The 23719-nt window shown below is 64.1% G+C and carries 26 protein-coding genes; 7 read left to right on the top strand and 19 right to left on the bottom strand.

Annotated features, from left to right (window positions below; genetic code table 11):
* Nucleotides 1–212: 212 nt before the first annotated feature.
* Nucleotides 213–767, bottom strand: a complete 555-nt coding sequence (locus G9Q80_RS01950) for a DUF2202 domain-containing protein (RefSeq protein WP_088716378.1) — start codon at nt 765–767, stop codon at nt 213–215.
* 247 nt (nt 768–1014) lie between these two features.
* On the opposite strand from G9Q80_RS01950, the gene G9Q80_RS01945 reads away from it, so the two are divergent.
* From G9Q80_RS01945 to aat, 4 genes are all read left to right on the top strand, one after another.
* Complete coding sequence (locus G9Q80_RS01945; RefSeq protein WP_088670368.1) at nt 1015–1401, top strand: hypothetical protein; 387 nt, start codon at nt 1015–1017, stop codon at nt 1399–1401.
* A 161-nt stretch (nt 1402–1562) separates the two neighbouring features.
* On the top strand, nt 1563–2057 hold the full coding sequence (accB, locus tag G9Q80_RS01940; protein WP_043144562.1) for an acetyl-CoA carboxylase biotin carboxyl carrier protein: 495 nt from the start codon (nt 1563–1565) through the stop codon (nt 2055–2057).
* A 4-nt stretch (nt 2058–2061) separates the two neighbouring features.
* Nucleotides 2062–3411, top strand: a complete 1350-nt coding sequence (gene accC, locus G9Q80_RS01935) for an acetyl-CoA carboxylase biotin carboxylase subunit (RefSeq protein WP_043144563.1) — start codon at nt 2062–2064, stop codon at nt 3409–3411.
* A 124-nt stretch (nt 3412–3535) separates the two neighbouring features.
* On the top strand, nt 3536–4171 hold the full coding sequence (gene aat, locus G9Q80_RS01930; protein ID WP_074623185.1) for a leucyl/phenylalanyl-tRNA--protein transferase: 636 nt from the start codon (nt 3536–3538) through the stop codon (nt 4169–4171).
* A 62-nt stretch (nt 4172–4233) separates the two neighbouring features.
* Here aat and G9Q80_RS01925 read toward each other — a convergent pair whose 3' ends face one another.
* From G9Q80_RS01925 to G9Q80_RS01915, 3 genes are read right to left on the bottom strand one after another with little or no spacing between them, the layout of a single operon-like run.
* Nucleotides 4234–4572, bottom strand: a complete 339-nt coding sequence (locus tag G9Q80_RS01925) for a DUF2155 domain-containing protein (RefSeq protein ID WP_229754949.1) — start codon at nt 4570–4572, stop codon at nt 4234–4236.
* 20 nt (nt 4573–4592) lie between these two features.
* Complete coding sequence (gene mlaD / locus G9Q80_RS01920; RefSeq protein ID WP_043144565.1) at nt 4593–5045, bottom strand: outer membrane lipid asymmetry maintenance protein MlaD; 453 nt, start codon at nt 5043–5045, stop codon at nt 4593–4595.
* Nucleotides 5042–5425: an NADH:ubiquinone oxidoreductase subunit NDUFA12 gene (locus G9Q80_RS01915; RefSeq protein ID WP_043144566.1), complete on the bottom strand. Its 384-nt coding sequence runs from the start codon at nt 5423–5425 to the stop codon at nt 5042–5044. The genes mlaD and G9Q80_RS01915 overlap by 4 nt, the downstream gene beginning before the upstream one ends.
* A 192-nt stretch (nt 5426–5617) precedes the next feature.
* Here G9Q80_RS01915 and G9Q80_RS01910 point away from each other — a divergent pair, with 192 nt between their 5' ends.
* Complete coding sequence (locus G9Q80_RS01910; protein WP_088716377.1) at nt 5618–7393, top strand: FkbM family methyltransferase; 1776 nt, start codon at nt 5618–5620, stop codon at nt 7391–7393.
* A gap of 30 nt (nt 7394–7423) precedes the next feature.
* On the opposite strand, the gene G9Q80_RS01905 is transcribed toward G9Q80_RS01910, so the two are convergent.
* From G9Q80_RS01905 to G9Q80_RS01895, 3 genes are all read right to left on the bottom strand, one after another.
* On the bottom strand, nt 7424–7783 hold the full coding sequence (locus G9Q80_RS01905; protein WP_043144569.1) for a RidA family protein: 360 nt from the start codon (nt 7781–7783) through the stop codon (nt 7424–7426).
* Between the two features lie 71 nt (nt 7784–7854).
* Nucleotides 7855–9120, bottom strand: coding sequence for an ATP-dependent Clp protease ATP-binding subunit ClpX (gene clpX, locus G9Q80_RS01900; RefSeq protein ID WP_043144570.1), 1266 nt, complete (start codon nt 9118–9120; stop codon nt 7855–7857).
* Between the two features lie 166 nt (nt 9121–9286).
* Nucleotides 9287–9922: an ATP-dependent Clp protease proteolytic subunit gene (locus G9Q80_RS01895; protein ID WP_043144571.1), complete on the bottom strand. Its 636-nt coding sequence runs from the start codon at nt 9920–9922 to the stop codon at nt 9287–9289.
* 159 nt (nt 9923–10081) lie between these two features.
* On the opposite strand from G9Q80_RS01895, the gene G9Q80_RS01890 reads away from it, so the two are divergent.
* Nucleotides 10082–11281 carry an FAD-binding domain-containing protein gene (locus G9Q80_RS01890; protein WP_088716376.1) on the top strand — a complete coding sequence of 400 codons (1200 nt, stop codon included), beginning with the start codon at nt 10082–10084 and terminating at the stop codon, nt 11279–11281.
* A gap of 3 nt (nt 11282–11284) precedes the next feature.
* Here G9Q80_RS01890 and G9Q80_RS01885 read toward each other — a convergent pair whose 3' ends face one another.
* From G9Q80_RS01885 to G9Q80_RS01830, 12 genes are all read right to left on the bottom strand, one after another.
* Nucleotides 11285–12202, bottom strand: coding sequence for a cation diffusion facilitator family transporter (locus G9Q80_RS01885; protein ID WP_043144735.1), 918 nt, complete (start codon nt 12200–12202; stop codon nt 11285–11287).
* Nucleotides 12203–12418: 216 nt separating this feature from the next.
* The gene (locus G9Q80_RS01880; RefSeq protein ID WP_088670363.1) at nt 12419–13684 is read right to left on the bottom strand and encodes an NAD(P)/FAD-dependent oxidoreductase; all 1266 of its coding nucleotides are present in this window, start codon (nt 13682–13684) and stop codon (nt 12419–12421) included.
* Between the two features lie 436 nt (nt 13685–14120).
* A complete protein-coding gene (locus tag G9Q80_RS01875; RefSeq protein ID WP_074623132.1) occupies nt 14121–14837 on the bottom strand; it encodes a c-type cytochrome in 717 nt (238 codons plus the stop codon).
* Nucleotides 14838–14847: 10 nt separating this feature from the next.
* A complete protein-coding gene (locus G9Q80_RS01870) occupies nt 14848–16092 on the bottom strand; it encodes a c-type cytochrome (protein ID WP_088716375.1) in 1245 nt (414 codons plus the stop codon).
* Nucleotides 16076–17353: a sulfite dehydrogenase gene (gene soxC, locus G9Q80_RS01865; protein ID WP_088670360.1), complete on the bottom strand. Its 1278-nt coding sequence runs from the start codon at nt 17351–17353 to the stop codon at nt 16076–16078. Before soxC ends, G9Q80_RS01870 begins: the two co-directional genes overlap by 17 nt.
* Before the next feature lie 93 nt (nt 17354–17446).
* Nucleotides 17447–19144 carry a thiosulfohydrolase SoxB gene (gene soxB / locus G9Q80_RS01860; RefSeq protein ID WP_043144579.1) on the bottom strand — a complete coding sequence of 566 codons (1698 nt, stop codon included), beginning with the start codon at nt 19142–19144 and terminating at the stop codon, nt 17447–17449.
* 97 nt (nt 19145–19241) lie between these two features.
* On the bottom strand, nt 19242–20093 hold the full coding sequence (gene soxA, locus G9Q80_RS01855; RefSeq protein WP_069208137.1) for a sulfur oxidation c-type cytochrome SoxA: 852 nt from the start codon (nt 20091–20093) through the stop codon (nt 19242–19244).
* Nucleotides 20094–20156: 63 nt separating this feature from the next.
* Entirely contained in the window at nt 20157–20486 is a 330-nt protein-coding gene (gene soxZ, locus G9Q80_RS01850) for a thiosulfate oxidation carrier complex protein SoxZ (protein WP_088716374.1), read from the bottom strand.
* A gap of 31 nt (nt 20487–20517) precedes the next feature.
* The gene (gene soxY, locus G9Q80_RS01845) at nt 20518–20952 is read right to left on the bottom strand and encodes a thiosulfate oxidation carrier protein SoxY (protein ID WP_043144738.1); all 435 of its coding nucleotides are present in this window, start codon (nt 20950–20952) and stop codon (nt 20518–20520) included.
* A gap of 25 nt (nt 20953–20977) precedes the next feature.
* Nucleotides 20978–21454 carry a sulfur oxidation c-type cytochrome SoxX gene (gene soxX, locus G9Q80_RS01840; protein ID WP_043144582.1) on the bottom strand — a complete coding sequence of 159 codons (477 nt, stop codon included), beginning with the start codon at nt 21452–21454 and terminating at the stop codon, nt 20978–20980.
* Between the two features lie 408 nt (nt 21455–21862).
* Complete coding sequence (locus tag G9Q80_RS01835; RefSeq protein WP_088716373.1) at nt 21863–22447, bottom strand: thioredoxin family protein; 585 nt, start codon at nt 22445–22447, stop codon at nt 21863–21865.
* Nucleotides 22448–22514: 67 nt separating this feature from the next.
* Complete coding sequence (locus tag G9Q80_RS01830) at nt 22515–23252, bottom strand: cytochrome c biogenesis CcdA family protein (protein WP_088716372.1); 738 nt, start codon at nt 23250–23252, stop codon at nt 22515–22517.
* Nucleotides 23253–23365: 113 nt separating this feature from the next.
* Between G9Q80_RS01830 and G9Q80_RS01825 the strand changes: the two genes are divergently transcribed.
* A complete protein-coding gene (locus tag G9Q80_RS01825) occupies nt 23366–23710 on the top strand; it encodes a thioredoxin fold domain-containing protein (protein WP_349237760.1) in 345 nt (114 codons plus the stop codon).
* The last annotated feature ends 9 nt before the right edge of the window (nt 23711–23719 follow it).

Raw genomic sequence — 23719 nt, 5'->3', positions numbered from 1 at the left:
CTCCGGCAAGATCATGCGCCGCATCCTGCGCAAGATCGCCGAGAACGACTACGGCGCCCTCGGCGACACCTCAACCCTCGCCGACCCTTCCGTCGTCGACGACCTCATCGAAAACAGAATGAACAAGTGATCGCGCACGCCCCGGCAACGGGGCGTCCCGAGACCAGAAGCCGCCGGGACATCCCGGCGGCTTTTTCCTTTGCCAAGGCAACTCAGGCCAGCAGCGCCTCGAAGGCCACGAGGTGGTTGGCCGAGCCGGCCAGCAGGTTCTCGTAGACATCGGCCAGGGCCGTTCCCTCGGCCACTTCGATGGCGGCGGCGATATCGACCATGTCCTTGGTCTCGATGGCGGCGCCCACCTCCAGCGCGTCGGTCACGGACAGGGACCCCGTGGCGATCATCTCGTCGTAGAGCGCCTGCAGTTCCGCGTCCTCGAAGACGCCCGGCTGGTTGAAGACGAACTGATCCGTGTCGAGGCCCAATGCCTCGGCCTGGGCGATCAGGGCATCGAAATGCCGGTCTTCGGAAGTGGCGATATTGTCAAAGATCTTCAGGCCGTACATCTCGTAGAAGGCCTCGTAGACATCGCCCGCCAGCTTTTCCTCCTCGATCATGTAGATCAGCTCGGCCAGGACCTCATCGCTATAGGTGACTTCGGTCACGACGGTGGCATCACCGCCCTGCATACCCCCCTCCTGGTCGCCTTGCGATCCGCCCGCGCCAAAGCGAGCCTGGGTCCCGCCGAATTTCCACTGTGCTTGTTTCATGCTGGTAGCCTCAACGTATCTGGTCTTGCGCGTCCACTTCACATATTGTTGTCGGAATGTGTTTTGAAAAGTTTAAAATCCCCACACGTTTGCGCAAATTCGCCGAAAACCGCCGAAACCCGGCAATTGCCCGCCAATGCCTTTCTATGAGCGGATTCTCTCCTCAATTCGACCAAACCCGCTGCGCGGACACACCGGCGGTGCTACCCTTCTTGTGGTGGGGGCGCTCTGAAAACGGAGCAGCCTAATGCAAGTCACTGCAACACCTCTGCTGACGGCGCCGCAGGTCACGGGCCATCCGCAGGGGCTGCCCGATGTCCCGCGCGATCCCGCGAGCGAGACCCGGGTAAAACCCATTGCCGACGCCCGCGACCCGGAGGCCGGTCTGCGCGAAGGGCAGGCACCGGCCAAGTTCTGGCGTGCCGTCAACGGTGAGCCTGACCCCGACGCCAACACCGCGCCGCCCTCGATCATGCAAATCGCCATCAGCCGCATGCTGGAGGAACAGGCCCCGCCCACCACGGTCGCCGAAGCCGCCGAAAGTGCCGCAGACACCGGCGCGAACCCGGGGGAATCACGCTCCGACGAGCAGGCCGCCCGCACAGCCGGTCCGGCTGACGGACAGCGCGACTGATCACCCCTCCGGGCATGCCGGCCCGGCAATGCCGCGTGGCAAGGCGAAACCGCGCGGCAATCCTGCGCGGCATCGCTTTTCACCGCCCGCGCCATACCCTATAAGCGCGCTGAGCCCGCCGATGTGATCGGTAACGGGCAGGTGGACATGGCGAGGATGGCATGAGCGAGAACAAGTCCGATGCGGATGTGGCCTTTATCAAGGCCCTGGCGGAACTCCTGCAGGATAACGACCTGACAGAGCTGGAGGTCATGCGCGAATACGGTGACGACGACAGCCTGCAAGTGCGCATCAGCCGAGCCACGACAGTGGCCGCACCGGCCCCCGTTGCCGCACCGGCCCCGGTCGCCGCCGCCCCCGCACCGGCCGCTGCGGCGCCCGCTGCCTCGGCAGAGGTGATGCCCGAAGATCCCGCCGCCCATCCCGGCGCTGTGACCTCGCCTATGGTCGGCACCGTCTACATGCAGCCCGAACCGGGCGCGGATTCCTTCATCTCGGTCGGCACGACGGTCAAGGAAGGCGACACGCTGCTGATCGTCGAGGCGATGAAGACCATGAACCACATACCCGCCCCCCGCGCAGGCACCGTCAAGCGCATCCTCGTCGAGGACGGCGCGCCCGTCGAATACGGCGCCCCGCTGGTCATCCTCGAGTAAGCGCATGACCCACAAGATCCTGATCGCCAACCGCGGCGAGATCGCGCTGCGTGTCATCCGGGCCTGCCGCGAAATGGGCATCCCCTCGGTCGCTGTGCATTCCACCGCCGATGCCGACGCCATGCACGTTCGCATGGCGGACGAGACCATCTGCATCGGCCCCGCGCCCTCGCCCGACAGTTATCTTTCGATCCCGGCCATCATCTCGGCCTGCGAGGTGACGGGCGCCACGATGATCCACCCGGGCTATGGCTTCCTGTCGGAAAACGCCCGTTTCGTGCAGATCGTCGAAGACCACGACATCACCTTCATCGGCCCCTCGGCAGAGCATATCCGCACGATGGGTGACAAGATCACTGCCAAGGAGACGGCAAAGGACCTGGGCATCCCGGTTGTGCCCGGCTCCGAGGGTGGCGTTGCCAGCGTCGAAGAAGCCAAGGAAATCGGCGCCAGCTTTGGCTATCCGGTCATCGTCAAGGCCACCGCCGGCGGTGGCGGGCGCGGCATGAAGGTTGCCCGCGACGAAGACGAGATGGCGCGCGCCTATCAGACCGCGCGGGCCGAGGCCAAGGCGGCCTTTGGCAACGACGAGGTCTATATCGAGAAATACCTGCAGCGTCCGCGCCACATCGAGATCCAGGTCTTTGGCGACGGCCAGGGCGGCGGCGTTCACCTGGGCGAACGCGACTGTTCGCTGCAGCGCCGTCACCAGAAGGTGTTCGAAGAGGCCCCCGGCCCGTCGATCAGCCCCGAGGAACGGGCCCACATCGGCGCGATCTGCGCCAATGCCGTGGCCAAGATGGGGTATCGCGGCGCCGGCACCATCGAATTCCTCTACGAGGATGGCGAGTTCTACTTCATCGAGATGAACACACGCCTGCAGGTGGAACATCCGGTGACCGAAGGCATCTTTGGTGTCGACCTCGTGCGGGAACAGATCCTTGTCGCCGCCGGTCAACCGCTGTCCTTTACCCAGGACGACCTGCAGATCAACGGCCATGCCATCGAGGTCCGCATCAACGCCGAGAAACTGCCCGAATTCCGGCCCTCGCCGGGCACGATCTCGCATTTCCACGCGCCGGGCGGACTTGGCGTGCGGATGGACTCCGCGCTCTATGACGGCTATCGCATCCCGCCCTATTACGACAGCCTGATCGGCAAGTTGATCGTGCATGGCCGCGACCGGCCCGAGGCGCTGGCGCGTCTGAACCGCGCCCTGGGTGAGCTGATCGTGGACGGGATCGACACCACCGTGCCGCTGTTCCATGCGCTCTTGCGCGAAAAGGACATCCACACCGGCGAATACAACATTCACTGGCTGGAAAAATGGCTGGAGGCCGGCGGGCTGGAATGAGCCGGGCCGCCCTGCCCCGGCCCTGCGCCGGGGCCTCCCCCCTCGACACCGCCCCCCGCACACGGACTGCGGGACGGCGGGTCGCATGGCGGGCCACGTCACGACAGGCGACTATCCCGCCGTCATGAGTGTCACCCCCGAACTTCTCCTGCAGGCCTATCGCACCGGAATCTTTCCGATGGCCGAACGGCGCGACGATCCGGATATCTTCTGGGTCGATCCGCGTCGGCGTGGCGTGCTGCCGCTGGAGGGGTTCCGGGTTTCGCGCAGCTTGGCGAAACGCCTGCGGCGCGACGACTACCAGGTGACGCTGAATGCCGATTTCTCGGGTGTGATCGACGGCTGTGCCGACCGTGAAGAAACCTGGATCAACTCCGAGATCCGCGATCTCTACCACGCGCTTTTCGCGCAGGGTCACGCGCATTCGCTGGAAGTCTGGATGGAAGGCGCGCTAGTGGGCGGGGTCTACGGCGTGACGGTGGGCGCGGCCTATTGCGGCGAGTCGATGTTCTCGCGCCGCACGGATGCCTCCAAGATCGCGCTGGCCTGGCTGGTGGACCTGTTGCGGCGCACAGGATTCGTCCTGTTCGACACCCAGTTCCTGACCCCGCACCTGGCCAGCCTGGGCGGGATCGAGATCACGCGGCACGCCTATCGCATGCAACTGTCCGAGGCGCTGAAACGGCCCGCCGACCTCCGGTCGCAGCCGCTGGCCGGGTCTGGCGCCGAGGTGGTGGCCCACCTGCGGCCCTCCGGCTGACCCCGACCCGATCCCGGCGCACGCACCGGATGGCCCGACGATGTCTCAGAGGATGCGCGGAATTACTCAGGCAGGGTACAGCGCATGACCCAGACGTCATAGCGCGCGTGGTCCATCGCGTTCAGCGCCGGGGACGAGGCGATCATCCAGCCCGAAAAGAGCGGTTTTGCCACGCCCGCCTCGCGGATGGTCAGAAAGGCATAGGCATCACCCGAGGGGTCGTCCTGCGGGTAACGACATTCCTTTAGCGCGATTTCGATCAGGCCAAGGACGGTGGCCTCGCCGTTCTGCAGGGTAATGTCGCTGACCTTGGCATTCAGCTTGTCCAGCCCGCGCAACACCGCGCCGGTCCCTGTCTCCGTCTGCTCCTGCGCCAGGGCGGGTGCAGTGAGCGCAAGCATCACGGCCAACGCGCGGGCGATCATTGCTGATCGCCTTCCCCACCGATGTAACGCATCAGCATGGTCAGCAGGCTGACAGAGCCCTGGGTATCCAGGATCTCATCCCCCGGCTGGTAGTTGTCCAGTCCGCCGCCGGGCGAAATCTCGACGAAGTTGCCGCCCAGCAGCCCTTCTGAGGCGATCGCGATCACGCTGAGATGGGGTACCAGGACATGGTCGTCGATCACCACGGTCGTGTCGGCGCGATAGCTCTGTGGGTTCAGCTCGATCCCCGTGACGGTGCCGACCTTGACACCCGCAAGGCGTACGTCAGTGCCGACACTGATGCCCTCGACCGAACGGAAGGAGGCGCTCAACTCATACCCCTGCGAGCCAAGGGCGAAACCGGTGCTTTGAACGGTGTAGGCGCCAAAGGCCAGCGCCGCCGCCAGAACGGCGCCGCCCACGACCACTTCGGCCACGGAATGGGTCATTCGGGCGACCAGGCCTCGTAATCGCGACGCTCTGCCGGGGCCTCGCGCCGGATGCTGCCCGCGGGCGCATAGGCCAACGCGGTGCCGGTCAGGTTCTCGCTGTGCGGCTTTTCCCAGGTCTTGTGGGGCAGCGGCTTGTCGGTGGGCGGCTCGTCGAAGGTGTAGTGCAGCCAGCCATGCCAATCGGGGCTGACGCGGCTTGCCTCGGCTTCGCCATTGAAGATCACCCAGCGCTTCTTGCCGTCACGGGTCCGGTAAAAGCTGTTGCCCTGCTCATCCTCGCCGACCTTCACGCCTTTGCGGCTGGTGTAGATCAGGGTGTTGAGCGTGGCGCCGTTCCACCAGGTCACGGCGCGCAGAAGGGTGTTGAGAATGCCCATGAACGACTCCTGTATTCTGACGCCTCTTATGGCGAATTCACGGCACGGGGTCCAGTGCCCGCCATGACGCAGGCGCGCCGTTTACCGCCTGTGGCGAATTTGCTGGGCCGGTGAGAATGGTGAACATATTGTTAACACAAAGCCGCGTCAGTCTGGAGGCACCCCAGAACAATGAACAACGGGCGAGCAGCAATGGACAAGGTGACAGTCGCGGCACGATGCCGGGGGGTGGACGTGCCCGCCTCGCCCTTTCTGACGGAAACCCGCGTGCGCCGGATGTCCGAGGGCCGCTACGAAGGCGACGAGGTCGCAGGCGCCCTGGCGGTGGTGCGGCCCGGCGACAGGGTGTTGGAACTGGGTGCGGGACTGGGCGTGGTGAGCGCCGTGATCGCGCGGAATGCGGCGCCCGCTGCCGTGCTGAGCTTTGAGGCAAACCCGGCGCTTGTGCCCCACATCCGCGCGCTGCACGCGCTGAATGGCCTTGAGGACCGGATCGAGTTGCGCAACCAGATCCTGATGTGTGGTCCGGACCGGCCGGAAACCCGCACCTTCTACCTGCGCAACTCCTTCCTCGGCTCGTCCCTGGTGGACGCGGACAACCGGCAGACGCGCCCGGTCGAGGTGCCGACCGCCGCGCTGGACGAGGTACTGCGTGAGTTTCGCCCCGACGTGCTGATCATGGATATCGAGGGCGGCGAGCTGGAATTCCTGGAACACGCCCGGCTGCATGGAATCCGCGCGGTGGTGATCGAATTTCATCCCGGCGTCTATGGCAAGGACGGCGCCAAGACCTGCAAGGACCGGCTGCGCGCGCTGGGGTTTCAGAAGGACGAAAAACTTTCGACCCGGTTCGTCTGGACCTGCACGCGCAATATCGTACGGATGGAACCGCCCAGCCCCGTCGGCGGCTGGTCCTGCCAGATCGCACGGCTGAAACACCCGGTGGTGGTGCCGCCGGCGCATCGGTCGCATATCCAGCCGTCCGGCGTGCTGACAGGCGCGGGACAGGTGGTGCCGCATGCCGCGACCTGGCGCAACGCACGCCTGCTGACACCGCCCCCTGCGCGGCCCGCTCAGGCAGAGCGCCTGCCGGGACGCTGGCTTTGGGGCGGGGTGCTGTGGCGCTATTTTCCGCATTTCGTGACAGAGAGCGTCACCCGGCTCTGGGCGCTGGAACATATCGACCAGTCGGGGTTTGACGGTATCCTGTTCGCCCCGAAAAACCCGGGCGTCACCGATCCGCCGCCCGCGTTTCATCGCGAGTTCCTGGACCTGATGGGATGTGGCCTGCCGATCCGCGAAGCGCGGGTTCCTTGTGTGCCGGACGAACTGATCGTGCCGGGACAGGGCTTTGGCCTGGGCGACATCAGCCGAGGCACGGATCGGTTCATCGAGACGATTGCGCTGCGCTTTGCTCGGGACGTGGCGCCGGAAGGGCCTTCGAGGCTGTATATCAGCCGGTCGCGGCTGGGGGCCGGACGCGGGTCTCTCCTGGGGGAGGCGCAGCTCGAGGCACGGCTGGCCGAAGAAGGCTACGAGATCTTCCACCCGCAGGCGCATTCCCTGGCCGAACAGGTGGCCCGGTACAAGGCGGCGAAACAGATCGTGGCGGCAGAAGGCTCGGCCTTGCATTTCCTGGCCTTCGTGGCGCGGCCCGATCAGCAGGTGGCGATGATCCTGCGGCGGCGGTCAGGGGCGACACGACACATCTCTACGCACCTGGAAAGCTTTTCAGGCCGCGCGCCGCTCTGGATCGAGACGCTGCGACGGGCCTGGATGCCAGAGGGCGAGGTACGCAAGCGACTGGCAGTCGGAGAGCCGAACTTCGCCGCCGTACAGGCCGCGCTCATCGCAAACGGCTTTGCCGCGCCCGGCCCTCGCTGGGAGCAGCCGGACGAGGCCGAGATGCGGGCCGAACTGGGCAGCGGTTATACCCTCATGGAGGATGACGCGAGGCTGGCGGGCTGAGCCGGGAACACCTCCCCGGCCCTCGACGATCTAACGGGCAAGCGTCGTCAGTTCGATCTCGATCCGGTACTTCGGGTCGATCAGCGCGCATTCCACCATCGTGGCGGCGGGCGGGTTGTCCCCAAAGGCCTCGCGCAGGATTGGCCAGCAGGGTTCGAACTCGTGCCGATCCGGCAGGTAGTAGGTGACACGCACCGCGTCCGCGAGGCTGCTGCCCGCCTTTTCCAGCGCCTGCGAAATCGTGGCAAGTGCGGCGCGGCACTGGTCCTCGACCGTGTCGCCCTGCCCCACCGTGCCGGCCACATGGACAAATCCGCCCGCGACGACGGCGCGGCTATAGCCGATCTTTTCCTCGAAAGGACTGCCCGAGGAGATGCGTGTAATAGTCATTGTCTGGTTCCCTGAACAAAGGAAAGGCGGGGTAAAACCCCGCCCTACGCTTGTGGTTTGCCTCGCGGAGTTCAGCCCGCGGAGGCGCCTTCTTTTTTCTGGTCGGCGTAGATCATCAGCGGCTTGGCCTCGGATGTCACCGATTCCTCGTTCACGACGACCTCTGTCACCTCTTCCATGCCCGGCAGTTCGAACATGGTGTCCAGAAGGATCCCTTCGAGGATCGAGCGCAACCCGCGCGCACCGGTCTTGCGCTCGATCGCCTTCTTGGCGATGGCCGAAAGCGCGTCATCGGTGAAGTCGAGCTTGGTGTCCTCCATCTCGAACAGGCGCTGGTACTGCTTGACCAGGGCGTTCTTGGGCTGGGTCAGGATGGTGACAAGCGCATCCTCGTCCAGATCCTCGAGCGTGGCGATGACGGGCAGACGGCCTACAAATTCCGGGATCAGACCGAATTTCAGCAGGTCCTCGGGTTCGAGGTCCTTGAAAACCTCACCCACGCCGCGATCGTCATTGTCGCGCACGTCGGCGCCAAAGCCCATCGCCGACCCCTTGCCCCGCTGGGCGATGATCCGGTCGAGGCCGGCAAAGGCGCCGCCGCAGATGAAGAGGATGTTCGTCGTGTCCACCTGCAGGAATTCCTGCTGCGGATGCTTGCGCCCGCCCTGCGGCGGCACGGAGGCGACGGTGCCTTCCATCAGTTTCAGCAGCGCCTGCTGCACGCCCTCGCCCGACACGTCGCGGGTGATCGAGGGGTTTTCCGACTTGCGGGTGATCTTGTCGACCTCGTCGATGTAGACGATGCCGCGCTGCGCGCGTTCGACGTTGTATTCCGACGCCTGCAACAGCTTGAGAATGATGTTCTCGACATCCTCACCCACGTAACCGGCCTCGGTCAGCGTGGTGGCATCGGCCATCGTGAAAGGCACATCGAGAATACGCGCCAGCGTCTGAGCCAACAGCGTCTTGCCGCAGCCGGTGGGGCCGATCAGCAGGATGTTGGATTTCGCCAGCTCGATATCCGAGGATTTCTGAGCGTGGTTCAGACGCTTGTAGTGGTTGTGAACCGCGACGGAGAGCACGCGTTTCGCGGTGGCCTGGCCGATGACGTAATCGTCCAGCACCTCGCAGATCTCGCGCGGGGTCGGCACGCCCTCGGAGGACTTCAGCCCGGCCCCCTTGGTTTCCTCGCGGATGATGTCCATGCACAGTTCGACGCATTCATCGCAGATGAATACGGTGGGGCCTGCAATCAGCTTGCGGACTTCATGCTGGCTCTTGCCGCAGAAGCTGCAATAGAGCGTGTTCTTGCTATCACCGCCTGAATTCGTTGCCATCAGTCGCACCTTTCCCGGTTTATCCCGGTTTCCTGCTTCGCCGGCGACCGGCCCTTGCGCCCCCACAACGCCGCCTGCTGCCAGTGTTCGGACAGCTTAGGCCACGTGGTCGGGCGCGACAATCCGAAAATTCGCCCCGGCCCGCCCTGCGGACCGGGGCGCTTAATCAGGCGTCGCCGCCGCTTTCGCCGTCGACCACGCGCGAGGTCACGATCTCGTCGATCAGCCCCCACTCCTTGGCCCGCTCGGCATCCATGAAGTTGTCGCGCTCCAGCGCGCTTTCGACCGCCTCGTAGGTCTGGCCGGTGTGTTTCACGTAGATCTCGTTCAGCCGCCGTTTCAGTTTCAGCGTTTCTTCGGCGTGAATCATGATGTCGGTTGCCTGGCCCTGGTAGCCGCCCGAGGGCTGGTGGACCATGATGCGGCTGTTGGGCAGCGAGAAACGCATGTCCTTGGCGCCGGCGGTCAGCAGCAGCGAGCCCATCGAAGCCGCCTGGCCGATGACCAGGGTCGAGACCTTGGGCTTGATGTACTGCATGGTGTCGTAGATCGACAGGCCCGAGGTGACGACACCGCCGGGGCTGTTGATGTACATCGAGATTTCCTTGGACGGGTTTTCCGCCTCGAGGTGCAGCAACTGCGCCACGATCAGCGACGACATGCCGTCGTGGACCGGCCCGTTTACGAAGATGATCCGCTCCTTCAGCAGGCGCGAGAAGATGTCATAGGCCCGTTCCCCGCGGCTGGTCTGTTCGACCACCATGGGGACGAGGTTCATGTAGGTCTCGATCGGATCGTTCATATGTGCCTGCCTGAAGATGCTTTGTTGGACGGTGGTAACGCGTGAAGGTTACCTGAGTCTTAGTATCGCCCTTGGGGGGCTGCAAGGGGCGCCGGGGAAAACGCGTCCGGCCACATGACCGGGCCTTGAAACCCGTCCGCCCCTGCTAGCTATGGGATCATGTCCGCAACGCCCCCCTTCCCTCCCACTCATGCCGCCGCGCTAGCGGCACTGCACCGCTTCGTGCCTGAGGCCGGCGCGCGCTATGCCACGCGACGAAATTTCGACCTCGGCCCGGGGCGGCACCACGCGGTGTCACAGCTTTCGCCCTACCTTCGGCACCGCGTCCTGACGGAAGAAGAGGTTCTGCACGCGGTCCTTGCGCGACATTCCCAGGAAACGGCGGACAAATTCATCCAGGAAGTGTTCTGGCGGACGTACTGGAAGGGATGGTTGGAACTGCGGCCCTCCATCTGGCAGAGCTACCGGTCGCAACTGTTGCGCCAGATCGACCGGGTGCAAAGCGAAGGCGGCCTGCGGCAACGCTGGCAGGCGGCCTGTACCGGTGAAACGGGCCTCGACTGTTTCGACACCTGGGCGCAGGAACTGGGCCGGACCGGTTATCTGCACAACCACGCCCGGATGTGGTTTGCCTCGATCTGGATTTTCACCCTGCAATTGCCCTGGGAACTGGGTGCGGATTTCTTCCTGCGGCATCTTCTGGACGGCGATCCCGCCTCGAACACGCTGAGCTGGCGATGGGTGGCCGGGCTACAGACGCGCGGCAAGGCCTATGTGGCACAGCCCGACAATATCGCCCGCTTCACCGAAGGTCGGTTCACCCCCGCTCATGATGAATTGAACACGGCCGCCGCGCCACTGGATGGCCCGCCCCCGCCGCCGCCTCTGTCGCCGCCTGCAGGCGGGCGGATGGAGGCAGACCTGCCGACACTCTTCGTGCTGCACGAGGATGACCTGTCGCCCGGCTGGCTGCTGGACTCGGGCCTGCGCCCGGCAGGAACTGCTCTGCTGACCTCGGGCGCGCGGCTCAGCCCGTTGGACCCAGCACCCCAGGTCACGCGGTTCCGCGCCGATCTGGTGCAGGAGACGGCGGATCGCTGGCAGGCGCAGCTTGGCCCCACCCGGCCCGCGCGGACCGCAGGGGATATTGCCGCGATGGCCGCGGAACTGGGCGCCGAACAGATCGTCACCGCCCATGCCCCGACAGGTCCGGTGGCAGAGATCCTGCAGGAGCTGGACAACGTGGTGCAGTTGTTGCGCCCCTACGATGCGCGGGCCTGGCCCCATGCCAGGGCGGGCTTCTTCAAGTTCCGCAAGTCCATCCCCTCACTGCTGGCGGCCCTGAACCTCCCCGCCTGACGCTCAGTGACCGATCCTTTGCACGCCGGAACAGACATGCGCGGCGCATTCCATCTCAAGCGTGACATGGGTCAGGCCATGCGCCTCCTCCAGCCGGGCTTTCACGGTTTGCTTGATCGTATCCGCCCGCCCCCAGGCGCCGGTTTCGATCACCATATGGGCCTGCAGGGCGGTCTGGTGTTCATCCATCTGCCACAGATGCGCATGGTGCAATCCGGCGACGCCCTCCACCGCCTCGGCGGTGGCCAGCACGCTTTCCGGCGCCAGTCGCGGCGGGCTGCCCAGCATCAGGATACGGATGACTCCGCCGATCTCGCTCCAGGCCATCCAGAGGATGTAGCCCGCGATCAGCAGCGTGATCGCCGGATCCACCCAGACCCAGCCAAAGGCCCAGATCAACACCCCGGCCAGGATCACGGCCAATGATCCCATCGCATCGGCAATGTTGTGCAGAAAGGCGGCGCGGATGTTCACGCTGGTCTTGGACATGGTGTAGGTCAGTGCGGCGGTTGCAAGATCGATCACCAGGGCCACGGCCGCGATGACGATGACCAGCCAGCCGATCACCTCCTGCGGGTCGAAGAACCGCAGGACCGCCTCGTAGACCAGGTACATCCCGATCACGATCAGCGTCGTGAGGTTGATCAGTGCCGCCACGACCTCGGCCCGGCCATAGCCGAAGGTCATGTCGGAATCCGCCGGCCGGCGCGCGATGCGCCGGGCCAGGGCCGCAATCAGCAGGCTGGCCGCGTCCGAGAAATTGTGCAGCGCATCGGCGATCATCGCCAGCGAGCCGGACAGGACACCGCCGACGACCTGCGCCAGGGTCAGCAACAGGTTCACGCCGACGGCCGCAGCCATGCGGGCATCGCCCGCCTCGGGATCGACATGGTGGTGATGATGGTGATGTCCGTGGGGCATGGTCAGAACAAGCGCGCTTTGCCGCGAAAGGTCAACCGGCGCGCCGCGCGCCGGGACCGGCGAGCACAGCGGCAGGACGTCGCGCACCGCCCGCCAGCAGGCCCGCGCCCTGTGTTTCTTTGGGCTTCAAATACCTCTGGGGGTCCGGGGGCAAAGCCCCCGGCGGATCGCCGCGCCGCAAGGCGCGGCGATCCGAACTGTCATATCCTCACAGGATCAACCGAACATGTCCGAGGTGATCCCGGCGTACCAGCCGATGCTTTCCTCATAGGTCGCCTTGCGCATGGCCGCGTCCTCACCCGTCTGGCTGACAAAGCTGGACACGCTGGCGATCTTCTCGTCGGTCGCCTCGTAGGCCGCGCCGACCTTGATGCCGTCGTCCGTCGAGATCAAAGACCAGCAGGTGTTCGAGTATTTGGCCGGGAAAACGCGGCTGCCCGTCAGCGCGCCACGCACCGCCATCGCCGCGACTTTGGCTTGCGAATTGGCGGAGAATCCGGATTTCGGCATGTCACCCTGGTTGGTGGCGTCGCCAAGGATGTAGACGTTCTCATCCATGCGGGAGACCATCGAATGGCCGTCCACTGGCGCCCAGTTGCCCTCGGTCAGCCCGGCGGCGGCACAGATCGTGCCCGCCTTCTGCGCCGGTATGACGTTGCAGACATCCGCCTTGACCACTTCGCCGTCGATGTCGACCTCCATCGTGTCCGGGTTCACAGAGACATTGCCGCCGCCAAAATCCGGGCCGATGCGTTCGATCATGCCGCCGTAGTGCTTTTGCCAGCCTTCCTCGAACAGTGCCTGTTTCGAGAATTTGGCCTTGGGGTCGGCGATGAGGATCTTGGCCGTCGGGTTCCGCTCTTTCAGCACATGGGCCACCATCGAGATCCGCTCATAGGGTCCCGGCGGGCAGCGGTAGGGGTTGGGCGGCGCGACCATGACATAGGTGCCACCCTCGGGCATGGATTCGATCTGTGCCTTCAGGAGGGCGGTCTGCGTCCCTGCCTTGTAGGCATGCGGCATGGCGGTCTGCGCCGACAGGTCCCAGCCCGGCACCGCCCCATCGACGAAGTCGATGCCGGGAGAGATCACCAGCCGGTCGTAAGGCACGCTGCCGCCACCGGCCAGCGACACGGTCTTTGCATCCCGGTCGACGCCCACGGCCCAGTCGTGCACCACGTTGATCCCGTAGTCCGCGGCCAGCGTGCCGTAGTCATGGGCGATGGATTGCAGGTCGCGGAACCCGCCGATGTAGAGGTTGGAAAAGAAGCAGGTGTAATAGGTGCGCGTGGGTTCGATCAGGGTGACGTTGATTTCGCCCTGGCTGTCCTTGGCGACATAACGCGCGGCGGTGGCACCACCGGCGCCGCCGCCGATCACCACGACGCGCGGCATGCCGTGACCGGCCGCCTGCACCATCGGTGCCGAAAGCGAGGCCGCTGCCGCGGCAGTTCCCAGAAAAGTGCGTCTGTTCAAAGTCATGTCCGTCTCCTCATTGTTGGACAATCTCTTTTATTGGCGCGCAGCCCCTCCCCTTTTTGCTCCCAGAGAGTGCGCGCGCGGGTCTCTCCCTCAAACGACGAACCCCGCGCGGCCAGTGAGGCCGGCGCGGGGCGCATCGGGTAAAGGAAAGGTCTTTGGGGCGCGTTGGCCCGGCGGGATCAACTCGGCAGGAGGCCGAAGAACGCCGCCAGCGCCAGAAGCGCGCCCAGCATCAGGATACGAAGAGCAAAGGACATCCGCATGAGAAACACCATCCACTTGGCACGGGGCCATGCGGGCCCGGGCCTGAACAACGCGCGCGGTGGTGAAATGCGCACCTCCGCGGCAGGACGTTCCGTCCTGCACCGCCACTCTTGCCTGTGGAATGCCTTCGCTCAATTGCGGAATACCCGACCCTCCCGTGGTCAACCTGCGATCATTCTATAGTTGCGAAGTAGGCGGCCAGCGCCGCGATCTCCTCATCGCTGAGTCGCCCGGCCATCATCTGCATAACCGGATGCGGACGCAACTTGCGCTTGTACGCATGCATGGCGATGACGAAATCTTCTTCCGGCCATTTCACGATCGAGGGGATGCCCTCATCCGAGCCATCCCGCTTGTGGCAGGTTAGGCATTCCGAAGCCAGGTATTCGCCATAGGCCACGTCGCCCACGATCGCCAGGATCTCGGGCGGCAGTTCGACCTCGCGCGCCACGGCAGTCGGCGCGGATTCCGGGATGTCCTGCGGGTTCGCGCTAAAGGCGCGCAGGTAGGCCAGGACATCATGCCGGTCCTGTTCGTCCCTCATGCCCCGGTAGGACATGCGCGTGCCCGAAATCAGCACGCGCGGGTTCTGGATGTAGGCATCGAGCGTTTCGTATTCCCACGTCAGACCGTCGCCGTGGGCGCGTTCCATCGACTTGGAATAATCGAACCCCTCGAGGCTGCCCGCCCGACGTCCGAAGATGCCGTTGAGATGCGGGCCGATGCGGTTCTTTGCGCCGGGGCCGATCTGGTGGCATCCGATGCATTGACGAAACAGGTCTTCCCCGCGCTCGGCATCGCCGATGAGCTGGGCCTCCTCCTCTGCGGTTGCTGGCCCCACGAGGGGGGCCAGCGCGACGAGGGCCGTTATGATCAGCCTCTTCATCATGTCATGCGTCCTATTGTGAGAAGGACGAAAGATAGGCGATCAGCGCCTCGACATCCGAGTCCTTGCGCAGGCCGGCAAAGGCCATCTTGGTGCCTTTCACGGTGCCACGCGGATCGGCAAGGAAGGCCGCCAGTGTCTCTGCATCCCAGGCGCCATCCATGCTGCCCATCGTGTTGGAGTACTTGAAGCCCTCGACAGAGCCGATCTCGCGTCCGACGATGCCATTGAGCTGCGGGCCGACGCGATCCTTGGCGCCGTCACCGATCTGGTGGCAGGCCTTGCACTTGTTGAAGACCTTTTCGCCAGCCGCGACCAGTTCCGGGTCCGGCGCGTCGGTTGCGGCAGGGGCCGCGGCAGGGTCTGCCGCCGGTTCGGCAGCGGGTTCCGGGGCCGGGTCCACGGCGGCGGCCGGCTCCGGGGCCGGATCGGTCGCGGCGGGCTCCTCGACTGCCTCTTCAGGCGTCACGTCCAGAACGGTGGCGCGCATGGTGATCTCGACCGGACCATCCTTGCAGTTTTCCATGCAAGGCTCAGTCCGCCACTTGCTGTACTCGGTCTCGGCCCGGTCATCGACGATGAAGCCATCTGAGTTGGGCAGCACCACCTCGGGCAGCGTGTCCTGGTTCAGCTCGAACTCGTCGTCGATGATGTCGTTCGAGTAGAGGATGTAGGCCACGATAGCATAGGTATCATCAACCGACAGCGACTGCGCGTTGCCGAAAGGCATCGAGCGGTGGACGTAGTCCCAGACGGTCGAGGTATAGGGCCAGTAAGAGCCCACGGTCTTGAGCGGGTCCTCATCCGCCAGTGTGCCGTCACCGCCTGCCAGCTTGGGCCAGTTGCCCACGCCCTCGGCAAAGGAGCCGTGGCAGACCGCGCATTGTTCCTCGAAGATCGCTTCGCCGTCAAAAGCATTGCCGCTGCCCGCCGGCAGGCCGGTGCCGTCGGGGCTGACGTCGAGGTTCCAGGCGGCGATTTCCTCGGGCAGCGCGCCGCGGCCCAGGCCAAAGCGCAGGCCCTTGGTGTCGCCGTTGTCCGCATGGGCGGCACCGATGATGCCGCCGTCCAGGGCCTCGGGGGCAACGGCGGTCTTGACCGGGGCCTCTGGCTCTGGGATCGGCGCCGGAAGTTCGCCCAGCATCTGCGGGTTGTCCGGGAAATCCGCAACATTGCGGTCGGCAAAGTTGTAGGCAGCGACCAGCATCAGGCCGACGCCTGCAATGGTGCCGACGTAGAGATTAAGAGACTTCGACATTTTCGGCCTCCCCGTTGGCTTTGACGTGCCAGGTCTGGATGCAGTTGTTGTGATAGATGGAGTTCAGGCCGCGCACATCACGCAGTTGAGCCTTGGTCGGCTGGACATAGCCCGTCTCGTCGATCGCGCGCGACTGAAGCAGCCATTCCTCGCCTTCCCAAGTGGTGTCCAGGTAGAAGCGGGTCAGTGCCTTGTCCTGGCCTTCGGAGGCGAGACGCGCGGTTTCCCATGTCATGCCGCCATCCTTGGAGACATCGACGCGGGTGATCTTGCCGTGGCCGGACCAGGCCATGCCGGTGATGACCACCGGACCGTGACCGTGCTTGATCGGCGCCTGCGGGCTGGGCGAGGTGACGACGGATTTCGCATCCATGACCCAGGTCCACTTGCGCGAGGTGCCGTCGGCCAGCGTGTCGGTGTATTTCGAGGTCTCCTCACGGCTTTCCACCGGGCCATCCATGACCTCGACACGGCGCAGCCACTTGACCCACATGTTGCCTTCCCAACCGGGCACGACAAGTCGCACCGGGTAGCCGTGCTCCTTGCGCAGGGCCTCGCCATTGGCCTTGAAGGCCACCAGAACGTCGTCCATCGCCTTTTCCATCGGGATCGAACGCCCGTTGGAGGAGGCATCGGCGCCCTCGACATAGACCCACTTGTCCTTGAAATCGCCCGCCGCATCGAGGCCCGCTTCGGCCAGCAGGGTGCGCAGGGGCACGCCGGTATATTCCATGTTGTGGATCATGCCGTGGGTGAACTGGGCGCCGTTCAGCTGCGCGCCCGCCCATTCCATGCCTGTGTTGGCCGCGCATTCGCAGAAATAGACGTGCTGTTCGCGCGGAAAGCGTTCCAGGTCGTCATAGGTAAAGACCAGCGGCTGGTCCACGAGGCCGTTGATCATCAGGCGGTAATCCGGCTTGGACAGCTCGATGGCGCCCGAGTGGTGGCGTTCGAACGCGCAGCCCTGCGGCGTGATCGTCCCGTCCAGTGCGTGGATCGGGGTGAAGTTGATCGAAGAGATCGTGTCGGCGGTCAGCCATTCCACGTTGCGGCGGATGACGTCGTCCTCGAACTTGATCGGCAGGCCATAGGGGACCTCGTCAACGCCGTGGCCAAAGCCGGACGCCCAGTCCTGCACTTCGGTGATCAGCGGGTCGGGACCGGCGGCGCGGGCGCCCGTGGCGGCCACGGCCCCTGCCCCCAGCGCCGCGGCACTGGTCAGGAACTGGCGGCGGGAGGTGCCTTTCGTTTCCTTGCTCATTGCGTTCTCCTTACGGATCATTTCATTCATCTATGTGAATGACTTGGCGAGAATTTCGGCGGGCCGAGGCCCGCCGGAAAAACGTGGTTGCGTTCAGGCGCCGACCACTTCGACATTGTCACGGGGCTGGATCGAAACCGTGCCCTGCTTGCGGATATGGTTTTCGACCACATCCCAGATCTGCGGCCCCTCGGTCCCCTCGTTGACCGAGGCCCAGCCCGCGACCACGTAGTTCTTGGCCGGGTCGATGGCCTCGCCGGTGCTGAGCAGCACCATGTCCGAGATCCGTTCGCCCTGCGGCTTGTTCACGTCGCAGCGGTAGCCCATGCCCCCGATGCGGACCATGTCGCCGCCCTGCTGGTAGTAGGGATCGGGGTTGAAGATGTTGTCAGCCACGTCCTCGAGGATGACCTTGATGAACTCGCCGGTCATCTCGGACCGGTAAGCCTTGCCGTAGGTCATGCTGGTGACGTTCCAGATGTCCTCGCGGGTGATGTCATCGCCCGGGATCAGCGACGGCCCCCAGCGGACGCCCGGCGACATGGCGATGTCAGCCTCACGCTCGCTCAGCAGGGCGTCGCAGATCAGGTCGTCCCAGGTGCCGTTGAAGTTGCCGCGGCGATAAAGCAGCGAGTCGGTCTGGCCGATCACTTCTTCGAGGTCCGCCTTGTAGGGCGCGCGCTGCTCTTCGATCAGGGTGGCCATCTGCGGGTCGGGCGCGATCACGTCCGAGAAGATCGGGATCAGCTTGTGGCGGAAGCCCATCATGCGGCCATCGCGCACGTCGAGATCGACGCGGGAGACGAATTTGCCGTTGGAGCCGGAGGCGATCAGGATCGTCTCGCCCACCAGCACCGGTTCCGGCAGCGCGTCATGGGTATGGCCGGTCAGGATCACGTCGATGCCGGTGACCTTCGAGGCCATCTTCTTGTCTACGTCAAACCCGTTGTGGCTTAGGCAGACGACCAGCTCGGCCCCCTGCGCGCGCACCTCGTCGACCATTGCCTGCATGTTCTCGTCGCGGATACCGAAGGAGAATTCCGGGAACATCCAGCGCGGGTTGGCGATCGGCATGTAGGGGAAGGCCTGACCGATGACGGCAATCTTGACGCCGCCGCGTTCGAAGAACTGGTAGGGTTTGAACAGCTCCGAGGGCTCGTCCCACTCGGCGTCAAAGATGTTCTGACCCAATGCGGCAAAGGGCAGACCCTCGACCAGTTCGGTCACACGGTCGGTGCCCAGGGTGAATTCCCAGTGGAATGTCATCGCATCGGGCTTCAGCCCGTTCATCACGTTGACCATGTCCTGCCCCTCGGAGTGGTAGCAGGTGTAAGAGCCGTGCCAGGTATCGCCACCGTCCAGCAGCAGGGCATCGGGACGATCCGCACGGATGGCGTTCACCACAGTCGCGACACGGTCCATGCCGCCAACCTTGCCATAGGCCTGCGCCAGGGCGCTGAAATCGCCGGAGGACAGCGCGTAATGAGAGCGCGACCCGTCCTCGATGCCGTAAAGCTTGCGGAAATCCGAACCGGTGACATGCGGGACAGCGCCACGGTTGCCACCGACCCCGATGTTGACCGAAGGCTCGCGGAAGTAGATCGGCATCAGCTGCGCATGGATGTCGGTGACGTGGATCAGGCTGACGTTGCCAAAGGTGTCGAATTGCAGAAGCTGGTCCTGCGTCAGGCTCTGCTGGGCGGCGAGCCGGGCCCAGTTGCCAAAACCGGAAGTCCCGAGCATCGCCGAGGCCGCCATACTCACCTGCAGGAAATCGCGTCTTGAGATCATGGGGAGGGGTCTTTCTGTCTCATGACACACATGCGCATGTGTGAATTTGTTAGAACGAAGAAACCCCGCGCCAGTCACCTGACGCGGGGTCGTTTATTCAGTTACGGACGGAGGGGCCTTCGACCGACAGGCCGTTGCCACGCGACTTGACGTAAAGCTCAAGCGCGATGAATTCGTCCGAACCCGGGCTGAAGGTTTCTGCGCGGGTGTCCCGGATGCAGCCCTTGAAGCGGCTGTGAGCGCCGTTCAGTTTGGCATTCTTCAGACGGTATGTCGGGAAACCGTTGATCTGGCCCTGGCTGAGGTGGTCGGCACGGATGTAGTTGCCGTAGTTTTCCTCGTGGCAGGAGGCGCAGGCAAGCTCGAGCTGGCCGTAGCGCGTGTAGTAGATTTCCTTGCCCTTTTCCCAGGCATCGGCAACCGGACCGTCGATGGCGACGTTCACCGGCATGCCGCGCGAATGCGAGGCGATCATCGCCTCCATCGAGACGGCATCGGTGGCGTCATACTTCCAGGCGTCGGCGCCCATGCGGTTCACGCGGCAGTCGTTGACCTGCATCTGCACGGTGCGCAGCTCGCCGGCGTCCTCGTTCCACTTGGGATAGGTCGCAGCAACACCGGCCATGCTGTCGGCAGGGTCGGCGTGACAATCCGAACATGCCTTGCCTTCGGACCCCTCGGCCGTGTTCCAGATGTCCATCGCCTGGTCGACGAAGATCATGCCCTGGTTCTCGAAGTCGTCGGCCTGAAGCTGCTGAGTCTCGTCCGAGCGAAAGTGCCAGCCCGAGATGATCTCGTCCAGAACACCGTCCAGGTGGGCGGGCGCCGGAGCCTTGGTCGTCATCTCGATGTCGCCGTTGACGATCAGTGTGTCGTCGTCGGCACCGCCCGCGAAGGCCGCGGGCGCAAACAGCAGTGCGGCGACAGCCGTCATTGCCTTGAATTTCATGTTGTTACCCTCCCGATTGGCGATCCTGCCCCGCGGTGTGCGGGGCAGGACTAGCTCTTCTGGTCAGCCGACTACGACCGACTTGGTCTCTTCGTAGACGTCGCCGTCATCGTCGTACCAGGTGAACTTCAGATCGCCTGCTTCCGGGATGGTCGCATCGAATTCGAAGTACGGGTTGGTCGAGATCGCCGGGGCCAGCACGACGTCAATGACGTTCTCGCCATTGAAGTCGCAGGTGAAGCGATTGATGATCGAGCGCGGGATCACGTTGCCCGAGCTGTCCTTGCGCTGACCCGATTCCATCTTGTGGGAAATCAGGGTCTTGATGGTCACGACCTCACCGGCGGATGCCTTCTTGGGGGCCTTGACGCGGGGTTTGACACCAGATGCCATTTCTCAGAACTCCTCTAGGTTAGCCGCAGGATCAGCCGCCGCAGCCGCCGATGGTGACCTTCACGGTCTTCATCGCGGTCTGGTAGCTGCCGTCCGCCATCTTGGCGATGGCCTGCACGTCCTGGGTGCCGGCAAGGCGGATACGGGTGGATGCGGCCTGCGACCCGGCGAGCGGGCCGAAGCGGAAAGTGGCGACGCCCGGGGTCGGGTTGCCCAGCGCATAGACGCGCACCTCGACGGCGCCGGGGGCGTCGACAGAGATCGGAACGGTGTTGCCGTTCTCGGCAATTTCCGGCGCGGTCAGCGTCAGGTCACCGGCGGCGGCATCGGCACCGGCCAGGAAATCGTCGGGGGCGCCGACGAGTTCGGCATTCGGGTCGGCCTGTGCAAATGCGCTCAGCGGAAGCAGGGCCATCGCGGTGGCACCGGCGCCGAGCGCCAGCGTGTCACGTCTCGTGAAGTCCATCATGTTTCTCCTCAGATAAACCCGGTCACTCTTCTTTGAGAGTCAGAAGGAAGGCGACCAAATCTTCGACGTCCTGCGCCGACAGGATCGGCGGCAGATCGCCCTCGGGGGCCTTGCCGGTGTATCCGTCACCCGGACGGATGAAACCGGAAGTCTTGTAGAATGCGGGCATAACGGTGCCCTCGAAAGTGTGCTTGGCGTTGGCCACGATGCCCCGCAGTTCCTCGGCGGTACGGGCCTCGCCGGTCCAGGTCAGCTCGGGGCCGACTTCGCCCTGGAAGGGCACATCGGGAAGCTGAGCCACGGCGTGACAGGACACGCAGTTGCCCTTGGACTTGGTCGAAAACACCACAAGACCGTTGTCCGCATCGCCCGGCACACCTGTCAGGGATGCATTCACTTCGCCGTATTCGCCGTACACAACGTCATCGGGGGCGACGGTTTCCGCAAATGCGGCACCGGCCACCAGGGCCACCGCTGCGGTGATTGCTGTAAGCCTCATGTTCCCTCCCTAGGCTTGCGACCCGAAATTGAGATCGGACCTTCGCTCATCGCTATTAGCGTATACCGTAGGCCACAGGGTTGCACGAACGCAACAACAAATTCACGGATATGAATTATTGCTCCGTTTGGTCGCATGCCGCATTGGCCGCCAAAGCTGGGTCACCTGGCCTCTGGCCAAGGGGGATCTGAATTTTACCTTTATTTTTCAGAAAGTTGCGAAAGGTCGCGCCCGCCCAGCCCGGCATCTTCGCCAACGCTTTCCCAGCGCCTTAGGGTCATGGCGAGGCGCAATCCTGGGTTGCACCCCGCCTTTCTCCGCCCGTTTTCGAGGCAGTCGGTGTGGGTCACGCTCAGACCCACCCCGGAACGGTCAATTGCGACCATCGTCGAATCGATCCCGACAGTTTCAGTCGAACTTGCCGTTGTCGCGCTCCTGGATGCGGCGCGCGTGGTAGCGCTGGAAATCCTCGCCGGTCTCGTCCTGGATCTCGTAACGTTTCTCGGCCACCCAGGTGAACATGTCCAGCGAAGTGCCCTTGGAGAAGGCACCCGGCATCACCGCGACCTGCGCGTCCATCGCGGTCATACCCTCGGGCACTTCCTCGGGCAGGAAAACGATGGTCGGGGTGAACAACACGCGCCACTTGCGGGCCATTTCCCGTTCCTGCAGCACCTCGCCGTCGAAATCCGTCACCTCGGTGCTGCCATGCAGGTTCAGCTGCACGACAAAGTAGTTCTCGGCGATAAACTCCGAAACCTCGGGGTCGGTGAAGACCTCCTCGTGCATCTTCTTGCAATAGATGCAGCCACGCTGCTCGAAGAAGAGGACAAGCCGTTTGCCCTCTGCGTTTGCCTCGTCAAGATCCTCGCGCAGGTCCTTGAAAGTGTCGCGCATCCAGGGGTTCTTGTAGAGGCCGTCATCGCCCATCTGTTGCGCCGCCACCGGCAGCGCCATGAGCACGGCCAGGGCCGCGCCGATCCAGGTCTTCATCGCTTGTCTCCTCTCACTTTGCGCGGCCGGACCCTGACGGTCCCGCGACCGCGTACCAGAAATGCCGTCAGCTCAGCGATGTCCACGCCGGGAAGGTCTCGATCATCCACTGGGCGATGACGTTCACCGTATCCGTCGCGATGAGAATCGCAAACAGGATGAGCATCCCGCCCATCAGTTTCTCGACATATTGCAGCTTGTCCCGATGGCGTGCCGTCCACTTCAGGAACGGCCCCGAAAACAGCGCCGCGATGATGAAAGGGGCCGTCATGCCGATACCATAGACCAGCAGCAAAAGACCGCCGCGCCCGATGTCGCCCATCCCCGATGCGATCATCAGGATCGAGGCCAGCGCCGGCCCCACGCAGGGCGTCCAGCCAAAGCCAAAGGCCAGCCCCATCGCATAGGCGCCAAAGATCGTGGTCGGCTCGGCGCTGCTTTCGATCTTGGCCTCGCGGTACAACAGGCCAATGCGGATCACGCCCATGAAATGCAGCCCGAACAGGAACAGGACCGCGACCGCCACCCATTTCAGGTAGTCCATGTAGTCGGCAAAGGCCTGCCCCACTGCCGTCGCCCCCATCCCGAGCAGGACAAAGATCGTCGTCACGCCGGCGGCAAAAAAGACAGACGACAGGATCAGCCGCCGCTGCGCGCCGGGCGTGATTCCCGCGTCGTCGCGCAGTTCGGACATGGAAATCCCCGCCATGTAGCACAGGTAAAAGGGCACCATCGGCAGGATACAGGGTGTGAAGAAGCTTAACAGACCGGCAAATGCTGCGCCCGCGAATGAAATGTCGAGCACTGGTGGCGCCTTTCCTTGATCAATTCACATATTCAGATTAAGTTGTCCGTCAGGCCTGCGTCAATCGGTGCAACATGCGATCTTTCATATTTCTTCTGGTCACCTGCTTCGGGGTGACCCTATCCACCTTCCCAGCCCTGGCAAGCGAGTATCGCCTTGTCATGGTGGAACAGCCCGGCTGCGCCTATTGCGCGGCCTGGAACGACCAGATCGCGCCGGCCTACCCCAACACGGATGAAGGCAAATTCGCCCCGCTGGTACGCGCCGACCTGCACATGGGTCCGCCCGAGGGCATCACCTATGCCCGAGGTGTGAACTTCACGCCGACCTTCATCCTTGTTAAAGGCGACGCCGAGATCGCCCGGATGGAAGGTTACGTGGGCGAGGATTTCTTCTGGCCGATCTTCGCCAAGCTTCTTGGCGAGCACACGGGTTTCGAGACAGCCGGCAAGGATTGAGGTGGAGCG

The organism is Mameliella sp. LZ-28, from assembly GCF_012274245.1.
Lineage (GTDB): Bacteria > Pseudomonadota > Alphaproteobacteria > Rhodobacterales > Rhodobacteraceae > Antarctobacter > Antarctobacter albus.
This window is presented reverse-complemented; position numbering and strand designations above follow the sequence as displayed.